This is a genomic window from Cellulosimicrobium sp. BMG9.22, assembly GCF_059159975.1.
In genome coordinates this window covers 139228-163476 of record NZ_JBZGBY010000005.1, presented here as the reverse complement: position 1 = coordinate 163476, position 24249 = coordinate 139228, and the positions used below count along the sequence as shown (strand labels likewise).

The following is a 24249-nucleotide window of genomic DNA, read 5'->3' as shown; positions in this document are numbered from 1 at the left end:
GACGCTGACGGCACGCGTCCGGCGAACCTGCTCCTGCTACTGTATGAGCATGTCGGTCCTCGAGCGTCGCCTGCAGATCCTGATCGACCACGCCCGGTACGAGCGGCTCGAGGCAGAGTCGCGCCGGACGGGGCGATCGGTCGCGTCTCTGGTCCGCGACGCGATCGACCTGCAGTTCGGGGCGGCAGACGCCGGGCGTGCCGCTGCTGCCCGCCGACTTCTCGCCGCTGATCCTGCTCCCGCCGAGGATTGGTCCGAGTCCAAGGCCGCGCTCGCCGGCGACGTCGTGATCGACGCCTCGTGAGCGCGCCCCGACGGATCGCCGTGGACACCGCCGTCCTCGCCTACGCCCTCGGCGGCGACCACCCGCAGCGCGGTTCCTGCCGGGCGATCGTCGAGGCGGCCGCTCGGGGAGACGTCGAGCTGCACGCGAGCGCCGAGCTCGTGCAGGAGCTCGTGTTCCACCGGATGCGCAGGCTGGGCGGTTCTGCCGCGGCTCGGGCGGACGCGGTACGCACGGGCCGCGACGTCATGGAGCTGTGCGTCCTGCACCCGCTCGACGAGGCGGTCCTCTCGCGCTCGTTGGACCTCGTGCTCAGCACGTCCCTCGGCGGTCGCGACGCGATCCACGCGGCGACCGCCCAGCTCCACGGTTTCGACGCGTTCGTCACACCCGACCGCGACTTCGACGCCGTTCCCGGCCTGGCGCGCGTCCCGCCCGAGGACGCGCTGCGCTGAGCGTGCCGGCCCGGGCCGAAGGCGTGGAAACATGGGCGCATGCCCCGCGCCAGCCTGGACAAGAAGCCCGCCGAGGTCGCGTCGATGTTCGACGGGATCGCTGCCCGCTACGACCTGACGAACGACATCATGTCGTTCGGCCAGGACCGTTCGTGGCGCCGGGCGACGGTGCGCGCGGTCACCGCGCTGCCGGGCGAGAAGGTGCTCGACCTCGCGGCGGGGACCGGCACGTCGTCCGAGCCGTTCGCCGACGACGGCGTGCGTGTCGTGCCGTGCGACTTCTCCTTCGGCATGCTCCAGGTGGGCAAGGAGCGCCGGCCCGACCTGCCGTTCGTCGCGGGCGACGCGACGCACCTGCCGTTCGCCGACGCGACCTTCGACGCGGTGACGATCTCGTTCGGGCTGCGCAACGTCGTCGACACCGAGGGCGCGCTGCGCGAGATGCTGCGCGTCGTGCGGCCCGGCGGACGCGTGGTGATCTGCGAGTTCTCCACGCCGACCTGGGGCCCGTTCCGCACGCTCTACCAGGAGTACCTGGTCCAGGCGCTGCCCCGCATCGCCGCCGCCGTGACGCGCGAGGGCGGGTCCTACCAGTACCTCGCCGAGTCCATCGCGGCGTGGCCGGACCAGCAGGGCCTCGGCCGCCTCCTGCTCCGCGCGGGCTGGGAGAAGGTCGCCTACCGCAACCTGTCGGGCGGGATCGTCGCGCTGCACCGGGGCGTGCGCCCCGCATAGCCGTGCCCGACGGCGCGGCGCGGGCCCATGGGCTGCCTCACCACACACCGGGTCGCGGCGTCAGGCGTCGTGTCTGTGCGGAAGGCGTCGTACGTCTCACCGAGGACCTGAAAGCGAGAGCCTCGACGCTCGACTCGATCGCGGACTGGGCGTGGACCCTATTCCTGGACTCTTGTCTTGCGGTGGTCGGTCCATCTGTATCTGCGCTTCGTGCTACGCGAGGCACCGACTCCTTCGACGAGCCCGGCTCTGATAAGAACGTCGAGGTGCCGCAGTACCGTCTTTCGGCTCTTGCCGGTTGCGGCGGCCAGTTCGCTCGTCGTGGCTGAGCCGAGTCGTCGGATCGCTTCCTCGGTCGTCGAGTCGTGAAGGATCGGCCCCGGTTCGGCTGAGAGCCCTGAGAACAAGTCCGCCTCCGGTCGTGGCGCCGACCGGTCGGCGAGCACATACCTCGCGTAACGCCGGCCGCCCTCGCGAACGGCGACGCCAGCCGTCACGAGGTCTCGGAGGACTGTGGTCGCGTCGACGCGATCGACGCCCCATTCACGAAGGATCTCGTTCGTGACGAACCCCGAGCGGAGCATGGCGGCAGCGATCTCGTGGGCGTGCGTGCGGGGGAGGCGAAGGCTGTCGATCCATCGTCGAACCTCGGGGGACAGCAGCTCGGAGCGTTTCATGGTCACGGTGAAAGACGTGAGCTTGCTGCGGAACTCCGGTCTCGGAAGTCCTTGACCTCGAGCCAACGAGATCATCTCGGGCACTCCGGAGCCTCGATTCTCAGCGACGAGCTCGGTGCTGTGGGGCAGGTACGTGTCCGCGAGCAACACCGCGAGCCGGGCGTTCCTGGAGGACGAGACTCCGCTCTCACCGAGGTCGTCGGTCGAGATGCCGCCGAAGAGGCCACCAGGGCTCCTGATCACCAGGGTCTCCGGGTCGAGCTCGACCTGCACCTGCGTCCCTCGGGTGACGGGGCTGTAGTCGCGATGCAACAAGGCGTTGACGATGGCCTCCCGGACGGCGAGCAAGGGGTACTCGTGCTCGTCTCGGCGCCCACGATCGCTCATGATCGCCCGGACCGCGACGTTCCGTGTGACCACGTCGAGAGCGTCCTGGACCATGTCCGGGATGGGTCCGCGCGCCGAGACGTTGTCGAGGAACCGGGGTCCGCTGGTCGTCGCGGCGGGTCGTACGACGACCGACACCATGAGCTGGGGAAAGTACTGCTGCGGATACTGACCGAAGGTCAGGAGCCCGGCAAGGGTGAGAGGGGCATCGGGCCGCGGTGCGGTCGTGATCCCCAGGCGGTGCAGCACGACCTCGTCCGCGGCATCACGCATCCGCGACGAGCCGCTGCGGACCCGTTGAAGTGCGCGGAGGAGATGTCCCTCGTCGAGGTCGGCACGACTGGTTCCCGGAATCTCCTCGCAGTCGTAGGTCGGCTGTGTACGATCCGCCACAGTCAGCGCGATCTCGGCGTGGGTCATCAAGCGGTCTCCGTCTCCCACTCTGAGGTAGGCGCCGCCCGTGACACCCTTACGGGTCACGAACGCGGGGCGCTGGTCCACGGGAAGCGGAGGGACGAAGGCGGCGACGACCGGTCTTCCTTCGAGCTGGACGACGTCAGCCTGGATGCGAAGCGGCGGCGAGATCGCATCGCTCGCGATCCCGACGAGGTGGTCGCGCGAAGCACCCGGGTCTGCCAGTTCGACGGGTACGAAGCCGGCGGACTCGTCGATCCCGATGAGGATCGTGCCGCCCTCGGTGTTCGCGAACGAGACAAGAGATTCGACGACCGAGTCGGGAAATCCACCTGCTCCGCTCTTGACCTCGACCACTGTGGACTCGGAACGAACGAGTCTCAACGACTCGATCAGCGCCGCCATCTCGTCGCCGGTCACAGAATCTCCCCCGCTCTCATCTGCCTGAGCCAGACATGGACAGCCATGTCCATGTCCATGTCCATGTAAGGGTGGCATGTCCGTGTCGTGCACGCCAGAGTCAGTACGCGACACGCACGCGACGTCCGGGCCGATACGGCTGGTCAGACGGGTGCGAGCGGCGTGTGCGGCTCGTCGGGGAAGGTCGCGACGACCTCGTCGCCCGCCGTGATGGTCCCGCCTCGCTCGACCACGGTCATGATCCCGGCCTTGCGGACCAGGCCGCCCTCGCCGTCGGGCATGACGACCTGCTTGAGCAGGCCCGGCCGGAAGTCGTTGATCTGCTGGCACGGGTTGCGCAGGCCGGTGACCTCGAGGACGACGTCCGGCCCGATCGCGAGGCGGGTGCCGCGGGGCAGGCCCAGCAGGTCGATCCCCCGGGTCGTGACGTTCTCGCCGAGGTCGCCCGGCGCGACGTCGTGACCGGCCTGGGCGAGCTCGCCGAACAGCTCGGCGTGGATGAGGTGGACCTGGCGCAGGTTGGGCTGCGTCGGGTCGGCGCGGACGCGGCTGCGGTGCTGGACGGTCGTGCCGGCGTGGGTGTCGCCGACGATGCCGTGGCCCGCGACGACCCGGACCGCGGGCGCGGTCGGCTTGCTGAAACCGTGGTCGGGGCTCGACGCGGCGGCGAGGACGTAGGGGGCGCTGGGGGTCACGTCGTCATCCTGCCGCACCGGCCCGGAGCGGTCGAGAGCCGCCTCGAAGGGCCCTCTGACCTCGGACGTCACTCCCGCGCGCACAGGACCTCCGTCACCGGATCTCCAAGGAAGGTTCACCTTGCTACACATCGCCCGCTGCGAGTGACTAGAGTGACGGTTGTTCATTGTGACCGACTTCACAAGGGCTGTGGGTGCACCGCGCCCCGGCCCGGGTCACGGTGGGTGCGAGCTCCGAGAGTGCTCCGACGACCGGACGGCGAGGTGAGGACGTGCGTGGCAGCAGCGACGACGCGGACGTCATCGTCGTGGGCGCCGGTCCCGCGGGGTCGACGGCGGCCCACTACTGCGCCGCGGCGGGCCTGTCCGTCATCCTCCTCGAGAAGTCCGCGTTCCCGCGCGACAAGATCTGCGGCGACGGGCTGACCCCGCGCGCGGTCGCCGAGCTCGTGCGCATGGGGGTCTCGACCCGCGCCGAGGACGGCTGGATCCGCAACGAGGGTCTGCGGGTCGTCGCGAGCGGGCGCTCGTGGGAGCTCGCGTGGCCCGACCTCGCGTCGTACCCGAGCTACGGCATGGCCCGCGCCCGGCACTCGTTCGACCGCACGCTCGCGGAGCACTCCGTGCGCACGGGTGCCAAGCTCCTCGAGCGCACCGCCGTCACGGGCCCGCTCCTCGACGAGCGGACGGGCCGCGTCGTCGGCGTCACCGCCCGGCCGGTGGACGACAAGGGGCGGCGAGCGGGGGACGAGGTAACGTACCGGGCGCCTGTCGTCATCGCGGCCGACGGCGTCTCGTCGCGGTTCGCGCTCGCGCTCGGCCTCGCGCGGCGTGAGGACCGCCCGATCGGCGTCGCCGTCCGCACGTACTTCCGCACCCCGCGCCACGACGACCCGTGGATGGAGTCGCACCTCGAGCTCTGGGAGGGCGAGCCGAACCGCTCGGCGCTGCTGCCTGGTTACGGCTGGATCTTCGCGCTCGGCGACGGGACGGCGAACGTCGGGCTCGGCGCGGTCAGCTCGACGCCGGCGAAGCAGTCGGCGGCGAACACCGACTACAAGGACCTCTTCGCCACCTGGATGCGCAACGCGCCCGCCGAGTGGGAGCTCACCGAGGAGAACCAGCTCGGCCCCGTGCGCGGCGCCGCACTGCCGATGGGGTTCAACCGGACACCGCTGTACACGCGCGGTGTTCTGCTCGTCGGGGACTCGGGTGGCATGGTCAGCCCGTTCAACGGCGAGGGCATCGCGTACGCGATGCAGGCTGCGCGCACGGCGGCCGACGTCGTCGCGCAGTCGCGCGCCCGGGCCACGGACGCGGGGCGCGAGCGCGCGCTGCAGACGTACCCGAAGGTCATGCGCCGCGAGCTCGGCGGGTACTACACCCTCGGGCGGTACTTCGTGCAGCTCATCGAGCACCCCGAGATCATGCGGATCTGCACGCGGTACGGGCTCCCGCGCCCGGTCGTCATGCGGTTCGTCCTCAAGCTCCTGTCCGACTGCTACGAGCCCCGCGGCGGCGACTGGGTCGACCGCGTCATCGCGGGGCTGACGAGGGTGGTGCCATCGTCATGAGCTACCGAGGTGGGCCGGCACCGGGGAAGGCAACGATGCCGCCGCTCGCACCACCTGACCGTGAACCCGGACGCCGTCGTCCAGGGATCCCGAGCCTGCGTCCGAGGAGTCGACGATGACCAATCCTTACGTCCCGCTGCTCGTCCTCATGGGAGTGGCCGCCGTGCTGGCTCTCGGCGGCGTGGCCGCGAGCGCGGTCATCGGCCCCAAGCGCTACAACCGCGCGAAGCTCGATGCGTACGAGTGCGGCATCGAACCCACGCCCCACGCGATCGGCGGCGGGCGCTTCCCGATCAAGTACTACCTCGTCGCCATGACGTTCATCGTCTTCGACATCGAGGTCGTCTTCCTCTACCCGTGGGCGGTCGACTTCGCGACGCTCGCGACCTTCGGGCTCGTCGCGATGCTCGCGTTCCTCGCGCTCATCACCGTCCCGTTCGTCTACGAGTGGCGCCGGGGTGGACTGGATTGGGACTGACCACGGGACCGAGCCGGCACCTGCACACCTGTCCGCGGCACGACCGCGCTCGCGACTGACGAGGGACGAGGAGAACACCATGGGGATCGAGGAAGCTCCCTCGGGCTTCTTGCTGACCACGATCGAGGACCTCGCGGGCTACCTGCGCAAGGCCTCGCTGTGGCCGGTGACGTTCGGGCTCGCGTGCTGCGCGATCGAGATGATGGCGGCGGGCGCGTCCCGCTTCGACCTGTCGCGCTTCGGCATGGAGGTCTTCCGCGCGTCGCCGCGCCAGGCGGACCTCATGATCGTCGCCGGTCGCGTCAGCCAGAAGATGGCTCCCGTCGTGCGCCAGGTCTACGACCAGATGAGCGAGCCCAAGTGGGTGCTGTCGATGGGCGTGTGCGCCTCCAGCGGCGGCATGTTCAACAACTACGCGATCGTCCAGGGCGTCGACCACATCGTCCCGGTGGACATCTACCTGCCCGGCTGCCCGCCGCGGCCCGAGATGCTCATCAACGCGATCCTCGCGCTGCACGACCAGATCCAGAACGAGCCGCTCGGCGCGAACCGCAAGGAGGCGGCGCGTGCCGCCGAGGCGGCCGCCCTCGAGGCGACGCCCACGTTCCAGATGAAGGGGCTGCTGCGGTGACGGACGAGAAGACCGGTGCGGGCACGCCGGTGCCGCAGCCCGAGGAGGTGAACGGCCCTCGGTCGGGCGACCTCGTGAGCGGCGCGCGGGCGCCCCGCACGCTCGAGGTCGTCGAGGTGCGCCAGGGCATGTTCGGCACCCAGGGATCGGGCGACACGTCAGGCTACGGCGGGCTCGTCCAGCCGGTCGCGATGCCGGGCGCGAGCCCGCGCCCGTACGGCGGCTGGTTCGACGACGTCGTGGACGTCCTCGCCGAGGTGCTCGCCGAGGCGGGGGTCGGGTTCGACGCCGCGGTCGAGCGCGTCGTCGTCGACCCGCCCGGGAGGCACGCCGAGCTGACGCTCCACGTCCACCGCGACCACCTGCTCGACGTGTGCCGCGCGCTGCGCGACGACCAGGACCTGCGCTTCGAGCTGAGCCTCGGCGTGAGCGGCGTGCACTTCCCGCACGACGTCGGCCGCGAGCTGCACGCCGTCTACCACCTCACGTCGGTCACGCACGGGCGCCGTCTGCGCGTCGAGGTCGCCGTTCCCGACGCCGACCCGCACGTCCCGTCGACGACGTCGGTCTACCCGACGAACGACTGGCACGAGCGCGAGACGTGGGACTTCTTCGGCATCGTCTTCGACGGCCACCCGGCGCTCGCGCGCATCGAGATGCCCGACGACTGGCCGGGCCACCCGCAGCGCAAGGACTATCCGCTCGGCGGGATACCGGTCGAGTACAAGGGCGCGACCATCCCACCCCCGGACACGAGGAGGTCGTACTCGTGAGCACGCACACCACCGGCGCCCCGGGGTCCGCCCCGCACGCCACGCGACCGCCCGTCGGGGACTTCGAGCCCGGCGTCCCGAGCTTCGAGGCGTCGGGCGGCGACTGGGAGGACATCGCGCAGAGCGCGGTGGCCGCCGCCGCGCTCGGCGAGGAGCGCATCGTCGTCAACATGGGCCCGCAGCACCCGTCGACGCACGGCGTGCTCCGGCTCATGCTCGAGATCGACGGCGAGACGGTCACCGAGGCGCGGTGCGGCATCGGCTACCTGCACACGGGCATCGAGAAGAACATGGAGTTCCGGACGTGGACGCAGGGCGTCACGTTCTGCACCCGCATGGACTACCTCGCGCCCCTGTTCCAGGAGACGGCGTACTGCCTCGCCGTCGAGAAGCTCCTCGGGATCACGGACGACGTCCCCGAGCGGGCGAGCGTCATCCGGGTGCTCATGATGGAGCTCAACCGCATCGCGTCCCACCTCGTGTGCCTCGGCACCGGTGGCAACGAGATGGGCGCGACCACCGTGATGACCGTCGCGTTCACGGCGCGCGAGGAGATCCTGCGGATCTTCGAGGCGGTCACGGGCCTGCGCATGAACCACGCGTACGTCCGGCCCGGCGGGGTGTCGCTGGACGTGCCGCCGGACCTCGTCGAGCAGGTGCGGAACGCGGAGCCGATGATCCGGCGCTACCTCGGTCAGCTCGGCGACCTCATGCTCGCCAACCCGATCTTCAAGGGCCGGCTCGTCGGTGTCGGGCACCTCAGCCTCGCCGGGTGCATGGCGCTCGGGATCACGGGGCCGGTGCTGCGCTCGACAGGCCTGCCGTACGACGTCCGCAAGTCCGACCCCTACTGCGGGTACGAGACGTACGACTTCGACGTCCCGACCGCCGAGGGCGCCGACTGCTACGACCGCGTCGTCCTGCGGCTCGAGGAGTGCTACCAGTCCCTGCACATCGTCGAGCAGTGCCTCGAGCGCCTCGAGGCCACGGCCGGGCAGCCGGTCATGGTGGGCGACAGGAAGATCGCGTGGCCCGCGCAGCTCGCGCTCGGCAGCGACGGCCAGGGCAACTCGCTCGACCACATCAAGGAGATCATGGGCACCTCGATGGAGGCCCTGATCCACCACTTCAAGCTCGTCACCGAGGGCTTCCGCGTCCCCGTCGGGCAGGCGTGGCAGACCGTGGAGCACCCGCGTGGCGAGCTCGGGGTGCACCTCGTGTCCGACGGCGGCACGCGCCCCTACCGGGCGCACTTCCGCGACCCGTCGTTCAACAACCTCCAGGCCGTGGCGGCGATGTGCGAGGGCGGCCAGGTGGCCGACGTCGTCGTCGCGGTGGCGTCCCTGGACCCGGTGCTGGGAGGGGTGGACCGATGACGATCGACGCCGGACCTGCGACGAACGGCTCGCCCGCGGGCGGACCGCGCTCGCGACCGGGCTACGACGCCGAGACGTACGCGCGCCTCGCAGCCGACGCCGCGCAGATCGTCGCGCGCTACCCCCAGGCGCGCTCGGCGCTCCTGCCGATGCTGCACCTGGTGCAGTCGGAGGACGGGTACGTCTCGCGCCACGGCATCCTGTTCTGCGCGGAGCAGCTCGACCTCACCGCGGCGGAGGTCTCCGCCGTCGCGACGTTCTACACCCAGTACAAGCGCCACCCCAACGGCACCTACACCGTGGGCGTCTGCACCAACACGCTCTGCGCGATCATGGGCGGCGACGCGATCTTCGACGAGCTGTCCGAGCACCTCGGCGTCGGGCACGACGAGACGACCGACGACGGCGCGATCACGCTCGAGCGCGTCGAGTGCAACGCGGCCTGCGACTACGCCCCGGTCATGATGGTCAACTGGGAGTTCTTCGACAACCAGACCCCCGGCAGCGCGACCGACGTCGTCGACCGCCTCCGCGCCGGCGAGCAGGTCGCCCCGACCCGCGGCGCCGCGAGCGTCTGCAGCTTCAAGCAGATGAGCCGCGTCCTCGCCGGCTTCTCCGACGGCCGCGCCGACGAGGGCGTCGGCGCCGGCGAGCCCACCCTCGCCGGCCTCCGCCTCGCCCGCGAGCACGGCTGGACCGCCCCCACGGGCGAGCCGAGCGCCGAAGCCCCCACCCCGCCGTCGGGCACGACGGAACCCACGACCGCGGGTGAGACGGACGCAGAGGCGGGGGAGGCGGCGTCGGAGGCGAAGGGCGTGGCGGGCCTGGCGGGAGCGCCGCGAGGAACGAGCGGCGCGGATGGTAGCCCGAGCCCCGACGCCGCCTCCCCCGCCGGAGGCGAGCCAGCCACAGGGGAAGAGCAGTCGAGCGCCGAGCGCCCACCCACGACCGACGCCGACGTCGACCCGGGCGGCAAGCCCGGCACGCCCGGCACGAAGCCCGACCCGTCGAAGGGAGCGGACGCATGAGCGAGCAGAACGGGACGCGACACGACCCGCTGACCCCGGTCCTGTCGGACACGTGGGACGCAGACCGGTCGTGGACGTTGCAGTCCTACCTCGACCGCGGAGGGTACGCGGGGTTGCGCGCGGCGCTCGCGCAGGACCCGGCGGACGTCGTCGCGACGGTCAAGGCGTCGGGCCTGCGTGGCCGTGGCGGCGCCGGGTTTCCCACGGGCATGAAGTGGGGCTTCCTGCCCCCGCCCGACGGCGGCCCCCGCTACCTCGTCGTCAACGCCGACGAGTCCGAGCCGGGCACGTGCAAGGACATCCCGCTCATGCTGGCGAGCCCGCAGGCGCTCGTGGAGGGCGTGGCGATCACGTCGTACGCGATCGGGTGCGACCACGCGTTCATCTACGTGCGCGGCGAGGTGCTGCACGTGTACCGGCGGCTGCTGCGCGCGGTCGAGGAGGCGTACGAGGCGGGGTTCCTGGGCAAGGACGTCCAGGGCTCGGGCTTCGACCTCGACGTCACGGTCCACGCGGGTGCGGGCGCGTACATCTGCGGCGAGGAGACGGCGCTGCTCGACTCGCTCGAGGGCCTGCGCGGCCAGCCGCGCCTCAAGCCGCCGTTCCCCGCGGTCGCGGGCCTGTACGCGCGGCCGACGGTCGTCAACAACGTCGAGTCCATCGCGAGCGTCCCGTCGATCGTCGAGCGGGGCGCGGACTGGTTCACGTCGATGGGCACCGAGCGCTCGGCGGGCTACGGCCTGTTCTCGCTGTCGGGACACGTGACGCGGCCGGGCCAGTACGAGGCGCCGCTCGGGACGACGCTGCGCGAGCTGCTCGACCTGGCCGGCGGGATGCGCGGCGGCAAGGCGCTCAAGTTCTGGACGCCCGGCGGGTCGTCGACGCCGCTGTTCACCGACGCGCACCTCGACACGCCCCTCGACTACGAGTCGGTGGCGGCGGCGGGGTCGATGCTCGGCACGCGCGCGCTGCAGCTCTTCGACGAGACCACGTGCGTCGTGCGCGCGGTGAGCCGGTGGACGGACTTCTACGCGCACGAGTCGTGCGGCAAGTGCACGCCGTGCCGCGAGGGCACGTACTGGATGAAGCAGGTGCTGGCCCGCATCGAGGCGGGACAGGGCACCGAGGCCGACCTCGACCTGCTCCTCGACACGTGCGACAACATCCTCGGGCGCGCGTTCTGCGCGCTCGGCGACGGCGCGACGTCGCCCGTGACGAGCAGCATCGAGCTCTTCCGCGACGAGTACGAGGCGCACATCTCCGGGCACGGGTGCCCGTTCGACCCCTCGGCCGCGGCGCTGTTCGACTACACGCCCCGCGCCGCGCGCGTCCTGACGGCAGGAGCTCACTGATGACGACGACGACCCCCGCGCCGGGGACCGGCCCGGCACCCGCCGCGCCGTCGGGCGGCCCGGCCACGCCGCCCGTGCCCGCCGACCACGTGACGTTCACGATCGACGACATCGAGATGTCGGTGCCGAAGGGCACGCTCGTGATCCGCGCGGCGGAGCAGATCGGCATCCAGATCCCGCGGTTCTGCGACCACCCGCTGCTCGCACCGGCCGGTGCGTGCCGCCAGTGCCTCGTGGAGGTCGCCGCGCCGGACCGCGAGGGCAACGTCAGGCCCATGCCGAAGCCGCAGGCGTCGTGCACGCTCGAGGCGACGCCGGGCATGGTGGTCAAGACCCAGCGCACGAGCGCCGTCGCGGACAAGGCGCAGCACGGCATCATGGAGATGCTGCTCATCAACCACCCGCTCGACTGCCCGGTGTGCGACAAGGGCGGGGAGTGCCCGCTGCAGAACCAGGCGATGAGCAACGGGCGCGCGACGAGCCGGTTCGTCGACGTCAAGCGCACGTTCCCCAAGCCGATCAGCGTCTCGACCGAGATCCTCCTCGACCGCGAGCGCTGCGTGCTGTGCCAGCGCTGCACGCGGTTCTCGAAGGAGATCGCGGGCGACGCGTTCATCGACCTGCAGAAGCGCGGCGCGGCCCAGCAGATCGGCCGGTTCGACGAGGCGGTGCTCGACTGGGCGCCGCCGGCGGGGCAGGAGCCGGGCGACCGGCCGGTGGGTCTCGCGCTCGAGGACGAGTCGGGGCTGCCGTTCGCCTCGTACTTCTCGGGGAACACGGTGCAGATCTGCCCGGTGGGTGCGCTCACCGGCGCGGCCTACCGGTTCCGCTCGCGTCCGTTCGACCTCGTGTCGACGCCGTCCGTGGCCGAGCACGACTCGTCGGGTTCCGCGATCCGGGTCGACCACCGCCGCGGCGTGGTGCTGCGACGCCTCGCGGGCGACGACCCGCTCGTCAACGAGGAGTGGATCACCGACAAGGACCGCTTCGCGTTCACCTGGCAGTCCGCGCCGGACCGCCTCACGCACCCGCTGGTCCGCGACCGCGAGGTCGCACCGGACGGCACGGTCACGCGTGGCGAGCTGCGCCCCGCGTCGTGGGCCGAGGCGCTCGAGGTCGCGGCGGACGCGCTCACCCGGGCGCGCGACGCCGGCGGCGTGGGCGTGCTCCCGGGTGGGCGGCTCACGGTCGAGGACGCCTATGCCTACGCGAAGGCCGCGCGGACCTGGCTGCGCACCAACGACGTCGACCACCGCGCCCGCGCGCACAGCGCCGAGGAGGCCGACTTCCTCGCGCACGCCGTCGCCGGGACGGGCCTGGGCGTGACGTTCACCGAGCTCGAGAAGGCGCCCGCGGTGCTCCTCGTCGGCCTGGAGGCCGAGGAGGAGGCGGGCGTCGTCTTCCTGCGCCTGCGCAAGGGCGTGCTGCAGCACGGTGTGCGGGTCTTCGCCGTCGCGCCGTTCGCGTCGCGGGGGATCGAGCGCCTGCACGGCACGCTGCTCCCGGCGGCGCCGGGCACCGAGGCCGAGTGGCTCGACGGCATCGCCGCGGGGGACCGCGTCCGCACGCTGGACGAGGCGAGCGGTTCCGACGCGCTCGCCGACGCGAGCGACGCACTCCGGGTCCCCGGCGCGGTGATCCTCGTCGGCGAGCGCCTGGCGGCGACGCGCGGCGGGCTGAGTGCGGTCCTGCGGGTCGCGGCGGCGACGGGCGCGCGCGTCGCGTGGGTCCCGCGCCGCGCGGGCGAACGCGGCGGCGTCGAGGCCGGCACGCTGCCGGGCCTCCTGCCGGGCGGACGCCCCGTGGCGGACGCCGCGGCGCGCGTCGACGTCGCGACGGTCTGGGGCGTGCACGCCTCGGACGACCTCCCGACGGGCCTGCCGGCGACGACCGGTCGCGACACGGGCGACATGCTCGACGCCCTCTCCGTGGGGCAGCTCTCGGGCGTGCTCGTCGGCGGCCTCGAGCTCGACGACCTGCCCGACCCCGCGCACGCGCGCCGCGCGCTCGAGGCGGCGGACGTCGTCGTCTCGCTCGAGGTGCGGCGATCGGCGGTGACCGAGCTGGCCGACGTCGTGCTCCCCGTCGCGCCGCCGGTCGAGCGCGAGGGCGCGTACGTGAGCTGGGAGGGGCGTCTGCGCCCGTTCCCCGCGGCGCTCGCGTCGACGGCCATGACCGACCACCGCGTGCTCGACGCGCTCGCCGACGCGGCGGGCGTGACGCTCGGGCTCGGCACCGTGGACGCGGTGCGTGCCGAGCTCGCGCAGCTGCTCGGCGACGCCGCGTGGGACGGCGGACGCGTCGCCGCACCGGACGCCGCGACGACCGAGCCGCCCGCCGTCGCGCCGGGGACCGCGGTCCTCGCGAGCTGGCGCCTCCTGCTCGACGACGCGCGCGGCCAGGACGGCGAGCGCTACCTCGCGGGGACGGCCAAGCGGCCGGTCGCCCGGATGTCCGCCGTGACCGCGGCCGCCGTCGACGTGTTCGACGGCGAGCTCGTGCGGGTCGCGACCGACCGGGGAGCGCTCACGCTGCCGGTCGTCGTCACCGACATGGTCGACCACGTGGTGTGGGTGCCGCTGCGCTCCGCCGGCTCGGCGGTGCACGCGACGCTCGGCGCGGTACCCGGCGACGTCGTGACGCTCGAGCCCGGGAGCACCGACGGAGGGAAGGTCGCATGAACGGCGCCCACGTGGTCAGCGCTCTCGCGGCCGAGACCCCGGGCGTCCCGGGGATCGTCGCGAACTTCTCGCAGGACAACGGCTGGACGTACCTGGTCAAGGCCGTGCTCATCATCGTGTTCCTGCTCACGAGCGTGCTCGTGGCGATCTGGTTCGAGCGCAAGGTCGTCGCGCGCATGCAGGTGCGGCCCGGCCCGAACTGGCACGGCCCGTTCGGCCTGCTGCAGTCGCTCGCCGACGCGATGAAGCTCCTGCTCAAGGAGGACATCACCGTCAAGGCCGCGGACAAGTTCGTCTACCTGCTCGCGCCGATGATCTCCGTGTTCTGCGCGTTGCTCGTGTTCGCGGTCATCCCGTTCGGTCCCGAGGTGCAGATCCCGTTCACGGAATTCGTCACCCCGGCCCAGCTCACCGACTTCCCGGTGGCCGTGCTCTACATCCTCGCGTGCGCCTCGCTCGGCGTGTACGGGATCGTGCTCGGCGGCTGGTCGTCGGGATCGACGTACCCGCTGCTCGGGTCCGTGCGCTCGACCGCCCAGGTCATCAGCTACGAGCTCGCGATGGGCCTGTCGCTCGTGTCGGTGTTCGTCATGGCGGGGTCGATGTCGACGTCCACCATCGTCGACTCGCAGACCCAGCTCTGGTGGTTCCTGCCGCTCCTGCCCGCGTTCGTCATCTACGTCATCTCGATGATCGGCGAGACGAACCGCCTCCCGTTCGACCTCCCCGAGGCCGAGGGTGAGCTCGTGTCCGGGTACATGACCGAGTACTCGTCGATGAAGTTCGCGTGGTTCTTCCTCGCGGAGTACATCAACATGCTCAACGTGTCCGCGGTCGCGACGACGCTGTTCCTCGGCGGGTGGCGTGCCCCCTGGCCGCTCTCGGCGATCAACGACGGCATGTTCAACGAGGGCTGGTGGCCGATCCTCTGGTTCCTCGCCAAGACGTGGGCTTTCATGTTCCTGTTCGTCTGGGTCCGCGGCACGCTCCTGCGCCTGCGGTACGACCAGTTCATGCGCTTCGGCTGGAAGGTCCTCATCCCCTTCGCGCTCGCGTGGCTCGTGCTCCTCGCCGTCGCGCAGGCCGTGCGCCAGTTCCTCGACGTCGACCTGCGCGTGTTCGTCGGGATCGCGGTCGCGATCGCGCTCGTCGTCGTGGTCGTGGTGTGGTTCTGGCCCGAGAAGAAGGCGCCCCCAGGCGCCCCTGGGGCCCCGGGCGCTCGCGGGCGCGTGGGGACCGAGCCGTTCGACGCGTTCGCGGGCGGGTTCCCCGTCCCGCCGCTGCCCGGCCAGTCGCTCCCGCCGTCGCCGCGCCGTCGTGCCCTCGTGCCCGACGACGCACGCTCGGCCGGGACGCCCGGCTCACCCGGCGGCTCCGCCGCCAACCCGCCTCACGACAAGGAGGTCGACCGTGGCTGACGACCAGAAGCAGCGAGCCGGTGAGGCCGGACCGACGGAGCCCGGGGAGTACACCGTCCGGCGCCCGCAGGCGACGGGGCTGCGCGAGGCGCTCGCCCCGGTCGCGGGGTTCGGCGTGACGTTCTCGTCGATGTTCCGACCGACCGTCACCGAGCAGTACCCGCGCCAGAAGGTGCCCACCAAGGCGCGCTACCACGGGCGGCACCAGCTCAACCGGTACGCGGACGGGCTCGAGAAGTGCATCGGCTGCGAGCTGTGCGCGTGGGCGTGCCCCGCGGACGCGATCTACGTCGAGGGCGCCGACAACGCCGACCTGCCTGACGGCGGCCACATGTCGCCCGGGGAGAGGTACGGCCGCGTCTACCAGATCAACTACCTGCGTTGCATCTTCTGCGGGCTGTGCATCGAGGCGTGCCCCACGCGTGCGCTGACGATGACGAACGAGTACGAGCTCGCCGGCCCGACGCGCGAGGGGCTGATCTGGGAGAAGGAAGACCTCCTCGCCCCGCTGCGGGAGGGGATGCTCGCGGCGCCGCACCCGATGGTCCCGGGGGCGTCGGACACGGAGTACTACCGCGGCGAGGTGACCGCGACGGCGGACGAGCAGGTGGCGTGGGTGCGCGAGCACCGCCCGGACGACCCGACCCTGCCGCCGGAGCCCGCGGGCCCGACGCCGGAGGTCCGGCGGGTCACGCCGTCCGGCCGGGGAGCGCGCACGACGGCCCGGAAGGTGACTCCGTGACCGCGAGCGGCGGCGAGGCGGTCCTCTTCTGGGTCCTCGCCCCCCTCATGGTGCTCGCGGCGCTCTCGCTGCTCTTCTCGCGCAAGGCGGTGCACGCGGCGATCGCCGTCATGTTCGTCATGGTCGACCTCGCGATCCTCTACATCGCGCAGGAGGCCCCGTTCCTCGGCGTCGTGCAGATCGTGGTGTACACGGGCGCCGTCATGATGCTGTTCCTCTTCGTCCTCATGCTCGTCGGCGTCGACGCGTCGGACTCGCTCGTCGAGACGATCCGCGGCCAGCGCTGGATCGGCGTGCTGCTCGGCCTCGGTCTCGGTGCCGTGCTCGTCGGGGTGGTGTCGCAGGCGACCTTCCCGCCGGCGGTCGGTCTGGCCGCCGCCAACGAGGCGACGAACCCCGTGGCGCTCGCGCGCGTGCTTTTCGCCGACTACGTGTTCGCGATGGAGGTCGTGGGCATCCTGCTCATCACCGCCGCGGTGTCGGCGCTCGTGCTCACGCACCGGCGTCGCCTCGTGCCCAAGGTCGGGCAGCGCGAGCAGGCGGACGCGAAGGTCGCCGCGCTCGAGCAGGGCGGCCGCCTCACACCGCTCGCCGCGCCCGGCGTCTACGCGCAGAACAACGCGATGGACACCCCGGCGCTCGACCCGCAGGGCCGGCCCATCGAGGAGTCCGTGTCGCGCATCCTGCGCATCCGCGGGCAGGAGCGCTCCGCGGGCACGATCCTCGAGGCGGAGCGCGAGGTGCTCGTCGAGCACGAGCCGCTGCGCGCGCTGCGGGCGCTGCGGGCCGGCGACGCGAGCGAGCGCACCGTCCCGGTCGAGCCGGCGGGCGAGGAGCCTGCCGGTGATGTCACGGGACCCGACCAGCCCGGCCGGTCCCGCGTGCCCGGCGACGCTCCGGGAGCCCGGGGAGGAGACGACTGATGGAGCTCACCAACTACGTCGTGCTCGCCGCGATCCTCTTCGCGATCGGCGCCGCGACCGTCCTGCTGCGACGCAACGCGATCATCGTGTTCATGGGCGTCGAGCTCATGCTCAACGCGACCAACCTCGCGTTCGTCACCTTCGCGCGCATGCACGGCGACGTGACCGGGCAGGTGCTCGCGTTCTTCGTCATGGTCGTCGCGGCCGCCGAGGTCGTCGTCGGCCTCGCGATCATCGTCGCCATCTTCCGCACCCGTCGGTCCGCCTCGGTCGACGACGTCAACCTGCTCAAGAGCTGAGGGGCCGGCACCGATGACGATGCTCCTGTCCTCGCCCGCGCCGTCGGCCCTGACGGCCGTCCTGCCGGGCGCCACCGACCTCGTGCCCGCGAGCGAGATCGTGCCCGGGCCGTTCCTCGCGGCACCGTTCCTCGTGCTGCTGCCGCTCCTCGGGGCCGCCGTGCTGCTCCTCGCCGGCCGCCGCAGCGACCGGTGGGGCGCGTGGTTCGGCGTGCTCATGTCCGCGGCGGCCTTCGTCGTGGGGCTCGTCGTGTTCGTCGCGATGCTCGGCCTCCCGGCCGACGAGCGGGTCGTCGACTACCGCCTGTTCGACTGGATCGTGTCGGGCGGGCTCGACCTCGCGGTCGGGCTGCGCATCGACCCGCTGTCGATGACCTTCGTGCTCCTCGTGACGTTCGTCGGGACGCTCATCCACGTCTACGCGGTCGCCTACATGGCGCACGACCGGGACCGGCGCCGGTTCTTCGCGTACCTCAACCTGTTCGTCGCGGCGATGCTGATCCTCGTCCTCGCCGACTCCTACCTCCTGCTCTTCGTCGGCTGGGAGGGCGTCGGTCTCGCGTCGTACCTGCTCATCGGGTTCTGGAACCACCGCCGCGACTACGCGGTCGCGGCGAAGAAGGCGTTCGTCATGAACCGCGTGGGCGACATCGGCCTCATCGTCGCGCTCATGCTGATGTTCGCGACGTTCGGCGCCGTCGACTTCACGACGGTGTTCGCCAACGTGCCCGAGGCGTCGACCGCGCTGCTCACCGCGACCGGCCTCGCGCTCCTGCTGGCCGCGTGCGGCAAGTCGGCGCAGTTCCCGCTCCAGGCGTGGCTCGGGGACGCCATGGCCGGCCCGACGCCGGTCTCGGCGCTCATCCACGCCGCCACCATGGTGACCGCGGGCGTCTATCTCGTCGTGCGCTCCGCGCCGATCTTCGAGGGCGCGCCCACGGCCCAGCTCGTCGTGGTGATCGTCGGGGCGGTGACCCTGATCTTCGGGGCGATCGTCGGCTGCGCGAAGGACGACATCAAGAAGGCGCTCGCCGCGTCGACGATGTCCCAGATCGGGTACATGATCCTCGCGGCCGGGCTCGGCCCGATCGGGTACGCGTTCGCGATCTTCCACCTCGTCACGCACGGCTTCTTCAAGGCCGGGATGTTCCTCGGGGCGGGGTCCGTCATGCACGGCATGGACGACCAGGTCGACATGCGCCGCTTCGGCGGGCTCACCCGGTACATGAAGGTCACCACGATCACGTTCGGCCTCGGCTGGCTCGCGATCCTCGGTATCCCGCCGTTCTCCGGGTTCTGGAGCAAGGACAAGATCATCGAGGCCGCGTTCGTCCCGGTCGACGGCGAGCCGTGGCGCGCGTGGGTGTTCGGCGGCGCCGCGCTGATCGGCGCCGGGATCACGGCGTTCTACATGTCGCGCCTGTTCTTCATGACGTTCCTCGGCCGACGCCGCTGGAACGACGGGCATGGCAGAGAGGACGGTCTCGGCGCTCAGGACGGCCCCGTCCGGCACCCGCACGAGTCCCCGGGCCTCATGACGTGGCCCATGATCGTCCTCGCGGTCGGGTCGGTCGGTCTCGGGTTCGTCCTCAACGCGGGCGGCCGGTTCGTCACGTGGCTCGAGCCCGTCACCGGGCACGCCGAGCACCACGAGCCGGTGCTGCCGGTGTGGTCGCTCATCACGCTCACGCTCGTCCTGGTGCTCCTCGGCGTCGCGCTCGCGTGGCGGCAGTACGTCGTCTCGCTCGTGCCGATCCGCGCCCCGCGCGGCTCCGTGCTCACGCGCGCGGCCCGGCGCGACCTCTACCAGGACGACGTCAACGAGACCGTGTTCATGCGGCCCGGCCAGTACCTCACGCGGTCCCTGGTCTACGCCGACAAGGAGGTGGTCGACGGCGGCTGGATGGGCCTCGCGGGCATGGTCGGCCGGGTGGGGGAGTGGCTGCGCGGGTGGCAGAACGGCTACGTGCGCTCGTACGGCGCGACGATGCTCGGCGGCCTCGTGGTCGTCGTGGCCGTCGTGCTCGCCCTGACCACCGGCACCGCGAGCTGAGAGGGAGAGAGTCATGAGCACGGTCCCCTGGTTGACCCTCCTCGTCGCGTGGCCCCTCGTGGGTGCCGCCGCCGTCTGGCTGACGGGTGCGGCTCGCACGCGCGGCGTCGGCGCGGGTGCGCTGCGCGCGGTGCGCGGCATCGCGATCGGTGCGGCGCTCGTCGAGCTCGCGCTCCTCGTCGGCGCGTTCACCGCGTTCGACACGTCCGCGGCCGGCACCTACCAGCTCGCCGAGACCTCCGCGTGGATCCCGCAGATCGGGGCGAGCTACGCCGTCGGCGCCGACGGCGTCGCGCTCGCCCTCGTCGCGCTCGCGGTGCTCCTCGTCCCGCTCGTCGTCGCCGCGGCGTGGAAGGAGCAGGACGGCGACGTGCGCCGCCTGCGCCACTACCTCGCGCTCGTGCTGCTGCTCGAGGCGTTCATGGTCGCGGTGTTCGTCGCGCGCGACGTGTTCCTCTTCTACGTCCTGTTCGAGGCGATGCTGATCCCGGTCTACTTCATGATCGGCGGCTTCGGGGTCGGCGCACGACGGCGCTACGCGGCCGTGAAGTTCCTGCTCTTCTCGCTCGCGGGCGGGCTGATCATGCTCGCGGCGGTCATCGCGCTGTACGTGCAGGTGCCGATCGACCCGGCCACGGGCGCGCGCCCGGAGGACGCGTTCCTCACGGCGAACCTCGTGGGGTACTTCGCCGAGAACCCCATGCCCGTGACGACCGAGCGCCTGCTGTTCCTCGGGTTCTTCCTCGCGTTCGCGATCAAGGCCCCGCTCTTCCCGGTGCACACCTGGTTGCCCGACGCGGCGCAGCACGCCCCGGCGGGGACGTCCACGCTGCTCGTCGGCGTGCTCGACAAGGTCGGGACGTTCGGGATGCTCACGCTGTGCCTCCCGCTCTTCCCCAGCGCGAGCGCGTGGGCCGCCCCGGTGGTGATCGTCCTCGCCGTCGTCTCGATCCTCTACGGCGCGCTCATGGCGATCGGGCAGAGCGACCTCATGCGCCTCATCGCGTACACGTCGGTGTCCCACTTCGGGTTCATCGTGCTCGGGATCTTCGCGTTCACGTCGCTCAGCGTGTCCGGGTCGTCGCTGTACATGGTCAACCACGGCGTCTCGACCGGGGCGCTGTTCCTCCTCGCGGGCTTCCTCATCGCCCGGCACCCGGAGCGCTCGCAGCGCATCGCGGACTACGGCGGGCTGCAGAAGGTGACCCCGGTCCTCGCCGGGACGTTCCTCGTGGCGGGACTCTCCGCGCTCTCGCTGCCCGGGCTGTCGACGTTCGTCAGCGAGATCATGGTGCTCGTCGGAACCTTCGCCCGCAGCCCGTGGGCCGCGCTCGTCGCGGTGCTCGGCGTCGTCCTCGCCGCGCTCTACGTCCTGATCACGTACCAGCGGATCTTCACGGGCGGCACGCGCGAGGGCCTCGACCAGCTCCCCGATCTGGGGGCACGCGAGAAGTGGGTCGTCGCGCCGCTGCTCGTCGTGCTCGTCGTCCTCGGCTTCTACCCGGCCCCCGCGCTCGACCTCGTCCGTGAGCCGGCCCAGGTCACGCTGTCCGACCTCTCGCCCGCAGGCGTCGTGGACCCGCAGCGCGCCGACCCGTTCGGCGGCCCCTACGACGGCATGGCCGTCGAAGGACGGGCGCCGCACCTCACTCCGAGCACCGACGAAGGGAGCGAGTCGTGAGCGACTCCTTCGTGGCCCCCACGGTCGACTGGCTGTACCTCGCCCCGGTCCTCGCCGTGCTCGGCGCCGGCGTGGTCGGTGTGCTCGTCGAGGCGTTCGTCCCGGCGCGGGTCCGGCGCACGACCCAGGTCGCGCTCGCGCTGCTCGCGACCGCCGTCGCGTTCGCCTTCGTCGTCGTGCTGTGGCGCGACCCCGTCGTCCAGGGGGCCGACGGCTCGCCCTACGGGGTGCGCGTGCTGGGCGGGTCGATGGTGATCGACCCGTTCGGGCTCGCGATCCAGGGCATCGTCGTCCTGCTCGCCTTCCTCGCGATCCTCGTGATCGCCGACCGCACCGCGACCGGCCAGGACGCGTTCGCGCCGTCCGCGGCGGCCGTGCCGGGGTCCCCGTACGAGGACCTCACGCGGCGCAAGGGGCTCGAGCAGACCGAGGTGTACCCGCTCGTGCTCTTCGCCGTCGGCGGCATGATGATCTTCCCGGCGACCGGGAACCTCCTCGTGATGTTCGTGGCGCTCGAGGTGCTCTCGCTGCCGCTCTACGTGCTCTCGGCGATGGCGCGCCGCCGGCGCCTGCTGTCGCAGGAGGCGTCGTTCAAGTACTTCCTGCTCGGCGCGTTCGCCTCCGCGCTGTTCGTGTTCGGCGTCGCGCTCGTCTACGGCTTCGCGGGGTCGGTCGACCTCGCCGTGGTCTACCAGGCGCTCGCCGCGCCCGAGGGGCCGCTCGCGACCATGCCGGGCCTCGTCGTCGTCGGCGTGCTGCTGATCCTCGCCGGTCTGCTCTTCAAGATCGGCGCCGCGCCGTTCCACGCGTGGACACCCGACGTCTACCAGGGTGCGCCGACGCCGATCACCGGGTTCATGGCGGCGTGCACCAAGGCCGCGGCGTTCGGGGCGCTCCTGCGGGTCCTGTACGTCGTGAGCCTCGGGCTCGCGCAGTCCTCGCCCGCCACGCGCGAGGACCTGTTCGTCGCCCTGTGGATCGTCACGCTCCTCACGATGGTCGTCGGGACCGTCGTCGGTGCGGTGCAGACCGACGTCAAGCGGCTCCTCGCCTACTCGTCGATCGCGCACGCCGGGTTCATCCTCGTCGGCGTCGTCGGGTTCTCGCAGCTGTCGCTGCGCGCGACGGTGTTCTACCTCCTCGTCTACGGTCTCGCCACGGTCGGCGCCTTCGCGGTCGTCACGCTCGTGCGCGAGACCGCGCCGACGCGCGAGCGGGTGCCCGCCACGGTCGGCGCCGGAGCAGCGGCCGACGACGCGTCGTCGGCGGGCGGGGCTCGAGCCGCGGGCACGGACGGCTCCACGGGCTCGTCCGGCCCGGAACCGGTCGCGGTGCTGGGCGAGGCCACCCACCTCGCACAGTGGGCCGGGCTCGGACGTCGGAGCCCGTGGCTCGCAGGCACCTTCTCGCTCTTCCTGCTCTCCATGGCGGGCATCCCGCTGACCGCCGGCTTCATCGCGAAGTTCACCGCGTTCGGCGCCGCGATCGCCGGCCCCGACGGGCAGGGCGGGGGGTCGACGTGGGTGCTCGCCGTCGTCGGCGTGCTGGCCTCGGCCGTCGCGGTGTTCTTCTACGTCCGCATCATCGTGCTGATGTTCTTCACCACGCCGGCCGGTGGCACCGCGGCGTCCGACGCCTCCGGGAGCACCCCGGGCACTGCCGACGGCACGGGCGTGACGGTCGTACGGTCCACCGGTCCGACGACGATCGCGATCGCGGTGTGCGCCCTGGGCGTGCTCGTCCTCGGTGTGTTCCCGTCCCCGGTTCTCGATCTGGCGGCCGAGGCGGTTAAGTTCGTCCCGTGACCTCTGCGCCTCCAGGGCCTCCAGTGCCTTCCGTGCCGCCCGGGCAGCGCGCCCGGACCGCGCCCGTGACGACCACCGCGATCCCGATCTCGGACCCCGGGCTCGCTGCCGCGCTCACCGAGCGACTCGCGAGCGTCGAGACGCGGCTGCGGGCCGCCGTCGCGCACGCGGACCCGCTCGCCGACACCGCCTCGCGGCACCTCGTCAACGCGGGCGGCAAGCGGCTGCGACCGCTGCTCACGCTCCTTGCGGCCGAGCTCGGTGACGAGACGCGCCCCGAGGTGGAGGAGGCGGCCGTCGTCGTGGAGCTCACGCACCTCGCGTCGCTCTACCACGACGACGTCATGGACTCGGCGCCGGTGCGCCGTGGGGCGCCGTCCGCGCACGCGGTGTGGGGCAACTCGGTCGCGATCATGGTCGGGGACCTGTTGTTCGCGCGGGCCGCGTCGACCGTCGCCGCGCTCGGTCCGGAGGCCGTCCTCATCCAGGCGCGGACGTTCGAGCGCCTCTGCCTCGGGCAGCTCCACGAGACGACCGGCCCGGGGGAGGGCGAGGACCCCGTCGAGCACTACCTCCAGGTGCTCGCCGACAAGACCGCGTCGCTGCTCTCGACCTCCGCGCGGCTGGGCGCGATGTTCTCGGGCTGCTCCGACGCCGTGGTCGAGACCGTCTCCGCGTACGGGGAGAAGCTCGGCGTGGCCTTCCAGCTCGCCGACGACGTCCTCGACCTCGCGTCCTCGGGCGACGAGTCCGGCAAGACGCCCGGTACGGACCTGCGCGAGAAGGTCCCCACGATGCCGGTCCTGCTGCTGCGCGCGAGGATCGCGAACGGCACCTCGGACGCGGCGGACGTCGAGCTCGTCGAGCTCCTCGACTCCGACCTCACGGACGACGCCGCTCTCGCGTCGGCGGTCGCCGCCCTGCGCCGCCACGAGGTGCTCGCCGAGACGCGTGCTCTGGCCGTCCGCTGGGCGCGCTCGGCCGTCGACGAGCTCGACGCGCTCCCCACGGGGCCGGTGAGCGACGCGCTGCGGTCGTTCGCGGAGGCGCTCGCGGACCGCGCCGCCTGACCCGGCTGGCGAGCACCTCGTGAGAACGAGGTGAAGATGCTCGCCGTCCGCCACGGCGGAGGTCCGCACGAGGCGCGGCCAGCAGTTGCCTCGGACATCGGTGTGACCTGGTAGGACGCTGGACGAGCTGCGCCGCGGCCGGTGTCCGGGGACCTCTCCGGGGGACGTGGTGGGGAGTGCTCCCCATGAGACGGAGGTCGGATTTCTCCCCGGCGAACGCTATCCTCGGGTTCGCGATCGGTGGGGCCGCCCTGTATTGAGCGAGATCGAGGGGGCTGAGGAAGAGGACCGGTCGTCTC

At 72.0% G+C, this 24249-nt stretch carries 21 protein-coding genes; 19 read left to right on the top strand and 2 right to left on the bottom strand.

Features of this window, described 5'->3' with window-relative positions:
• Window positions 1-49 precede the first annotated feature (49 nt).
• Genes AC4H2H_RS06060 through AC4H2H_RS06050 form a run of 3 tightly spaced genes read left to right on the top strand, consistent with a single transcriptional unit; the run spans window position 50 to window position 1473 of the window.
• On the top strand, window positions 50-304 hold the full coding sequence (locus AC4H2H_RS06060; protein ID WP_494369895.1) for a hypothetical protein: 255 nt from the start codon (window positions 50-52) through the stop codon (window positions 302-304).
• The gene (locus AC4H2H_RS06055; protein ID WP_494369894.1) at window positions 301-738 is read left to right on the top strand and encodes a type II toxin-antitoxin system VapC family toxin; all 438 of its coding nucleotides are present in this window, start codon (window positions 301-303) and stop codon (window positions 736-738) included. Before AC4H2H_RS06060 ends, AC4H2H_RS06055 begins: the two co-directional genes overlap by 4 nt.
• A 39-nt stretch (window positions 739-777) precedes the next feature.
• Window positions 778-1473 carry a demethylmenaquinone methyltransferase gene (locus tag AC4H2H_RS06050; RefSeq protein ID WP_494369893.1) on the top strand — a complete coding sequence of 232 codons (696 nt, stop codon included), beginning with the start codon at window positions 778-780 and terminating at the stop codon, window positions 1471-1473.
• 158 nt (window positions 1474-1631) lie between these two features.
• On the opposite strand, the gene AC4H2H_RS06045 is transcribed toward AC4H2H_RS06050, so the two are convergent.
• Both AC4H2H_RS06045 and AC4H2H_RS06040 read right to left on the bottom strand, forming a co-directional pair.
• Complete coding sequence (locus tag AC4H2H_RS06045; protein WP_494369892.1) at window positions 1632-3371, bottom strand: ATP-binding protein; 1740 nt, start codon at window positions 3369-3371, stop codon at window positions 1632-1634.
• 143 nt (window positions 3372-3514) lie between these two features.
• Complete coding sequence (locus tag AC4H2H_RS06040) at window positions 3515-4066, bottom strand: MOSC domain-containing protein (protein ID WP_494369891.1); 552 nt, start codon at window positions 4064-4066, stop codon at window positions 3515-3517.
• 272 nt (window positions 4067-4338) lie between these two features.
• Between AC4H2H_RS06040 and AC4H2H_RS06035 the strand changes: the two genes are divergently transcribed.
• The 16 genes from AC4H2H_RS06035 (at window position 4339) to AC4H2H_RS05960 (ending at window position 23950) form a co-directional block, all read left to right on the top strand.
• Window positions 4339-5640: a geranylgeranyl reductase family protein gene (locus AC4H2H_RS06035; RefSeq protein ID WP_494369890.1), complete on the top strand. Its 1302-nt coding sequence runs from the start codon at window positions 4339-4341 to the stop codon at window positions 5638-5640.
• A gap of 115 nt (window positions 5641-5755) precedes the next feature.
• Complete coding sequence (locus AC4H2H_RS06030; RefSeq protein WP_494369889.1) at window positions 5756-6118, top strand: NADH-quinone oxidoreductase subunit A; 363 nt, start codon at window positions 5756-5758, stop codon at window positions 6116-6118.
• Between the two features lie 79 nt (window positions 6119-6197).
• Complete coding sequence (locus AC4H2H_RS06025; RefSeq protein ID WP_494369888.1) at window positions 6198-6749, top strand: NuoB/complex I 20 kDa subunit family protein; 552 nt, start codon at window positions 6198-6200, stop codon at window positions 6747-6749.
• Between the two features lie 47 nt (window positions 6750-6796).
• Complete coding sequence (locus AC4H2H_RS06020; RefSeq protein WP_494369931.1) at window positions 6797-7522, top strand: NADH-quinone oxidoreductase subunit C; 726 nt, start codon at window positions 6797-6799, stop codon at window positions 7520-7522.
• Window positions 7519-8898, top strand: a complete 1380-nt coding sequence (locus tag AC4H2H_RS06015; RefSeq protein ID WP_494369887.1) for an NADH-quinone oxidoreductase subunit D — start codon at window positions 7519-7521, stop codon at window positions 8896-8898. Before AC4H2H_RS06020 ends, AC4H2H_RS06015 begins: the two co-directional genes overlap by 4 nt.
• Complete coding sequence (gene nuoE / locus AC4H2H_RS06010) at window positions 8895-9926, top strand: NADH-quinone oxidoreductase subunit NuoE (protein ID WP_494369886.1); 1032 nt, start codon at window positions 8895-8897, stop codon at window positions 9924-9926. Before AC4H2H_RS06015 ends, nuoE begins: the two co-directional genes overlap by 4 nt.
• Entirely contained in the window at window positions 9923-11278 is a 1356-nt protein-coding gene (gene nuoF / locus AC4H2H_RS06005) for an NADH-quinone oxidoreductase subunit NuoF (RefSeq protein ID WP_494369885.1), read from the top strand. The genes nuoE and nuoF overlap by 4 nt, the downstream gene beginning before the upstream one ends.
• Window positions 11278-13959, top strand: coding sequence for an NADH-quinone oxidoreductase subunit G (locus AC4H2H_RS06000; RefSeq protein ID WP_494369884.1), 2682 nt, complete (start codon window positions 11278-11280; stop codon window positions 13957-13959). The genes nuoF and AC4H2H_RS06000 overlap by 1 nt, the downstream gene beginning before the upstream one ends.
• Window positions 13956-15377 (top strand): NADH-quinone oxidoreductase subunit NuoH, encoded by a 1422-nt coding sequence (nuoH, locus tag AC4H2H_RS05995; protein ID WP_494369883.1) that lies wholly within the window; start codon window positions 13956-13958, stop codon window positions 15375-15377. The genes AC4H2H_RS06000 and nuoH overlap by 4 nt, the downstream gene beginning before the upstream one ends.
• Window positions 15370-16119, top strand: coding sequence for an NADH-quinone oxidoreductase subunit NuoI (gene nuoI / locus AC4H2H_RS05990; protein WP_494369882.1), 750 nt, complete (start codon window positions 15370-15372; stop codon window positions 16117-16119). The genes nuoH and nuoI overlap by 8 nt, the downstream gene beginning before the upstream one ends.
• Entirely contained in the window at window positions 16116-17042 is a 927-nt protein-coding gene (locus AC4H2H_RS05985) for an NADH-quinone oxidoreductase subunit J (RefSeq protein WP_494369881.1), read from the top strand. Before nuoI ends, AC4H2H_RS05985 begins: the two co-directional genes overlap by 4 nt.
• Window positions 17042-17341 carry an NADH-quinone oxidoreductase subunit NuoK gene (gene nuoK, locus AC4H2H_RS05980; protein WP_483775859.1) on the top strand — a complete coding sequence of 100 codons (300 nt, stop codon included), beginning with the start codon at window positions 17042-17044 and terminating at the stop codon, window positions 17339-17341. Before AC4H2H_RS05985 ends, nuoK begins: the two co-directional genes overlap by 1 nt.
• Before the next feature lie 13 nt (window positions 17342-17354).
• Window positions 17355-19394, top strand: coding sequence for an NADH-quinone oxidoreductase subunit L (nuoL, locus tag AC4H2H_RS05975; RefSeq protein WP_494369880.1), 2040 nt, complete (start codon window positions 17355-17357; stop codon window positions 19392-19394).
• Between the two features lie 13 nt (window positions 19395-19407).
• Window positions 19408-21075: an NADH-quinone oxidoreductase subunit M gene (locus AC4H2H_RS05970; protein WP_494369879.1), complete on the top strand. Its 1668-nt coding sequence runs from the start codon at window positions 19408-19410 to the stop codon at window positions 21073-21075.
• The gene (gene nuoN, locus AC4H2H_RS05965) at window positions 21072-22880 is read left to right on the top strand and encodes an NADH-quinone oxidoreductase subunit NuoN (protein ID WP_494369878.1); all 1809 of its coding nucleotides are present in this window, start codon (window positions 21072-21074) and stop codon (window positions 22878-22880) included. Before AC4H2H_RS05970 ends, nuoN begins: the two co-directional genes overlap by 4 nt.
• Before the next feature lie 65 nt (window positions 22881-22945).
• Entirely contained in the window at window positions 22946-23950 is a 1005-nt protein-coding gene (locus AC4H2H_RS05960; protein ID WP_494369877.1) for a polyprenyl synthetase family protein, read from the top strand.
• The last annotated feature ends 299 nt before the right edge of the window (window positions 23951-24249 follow it).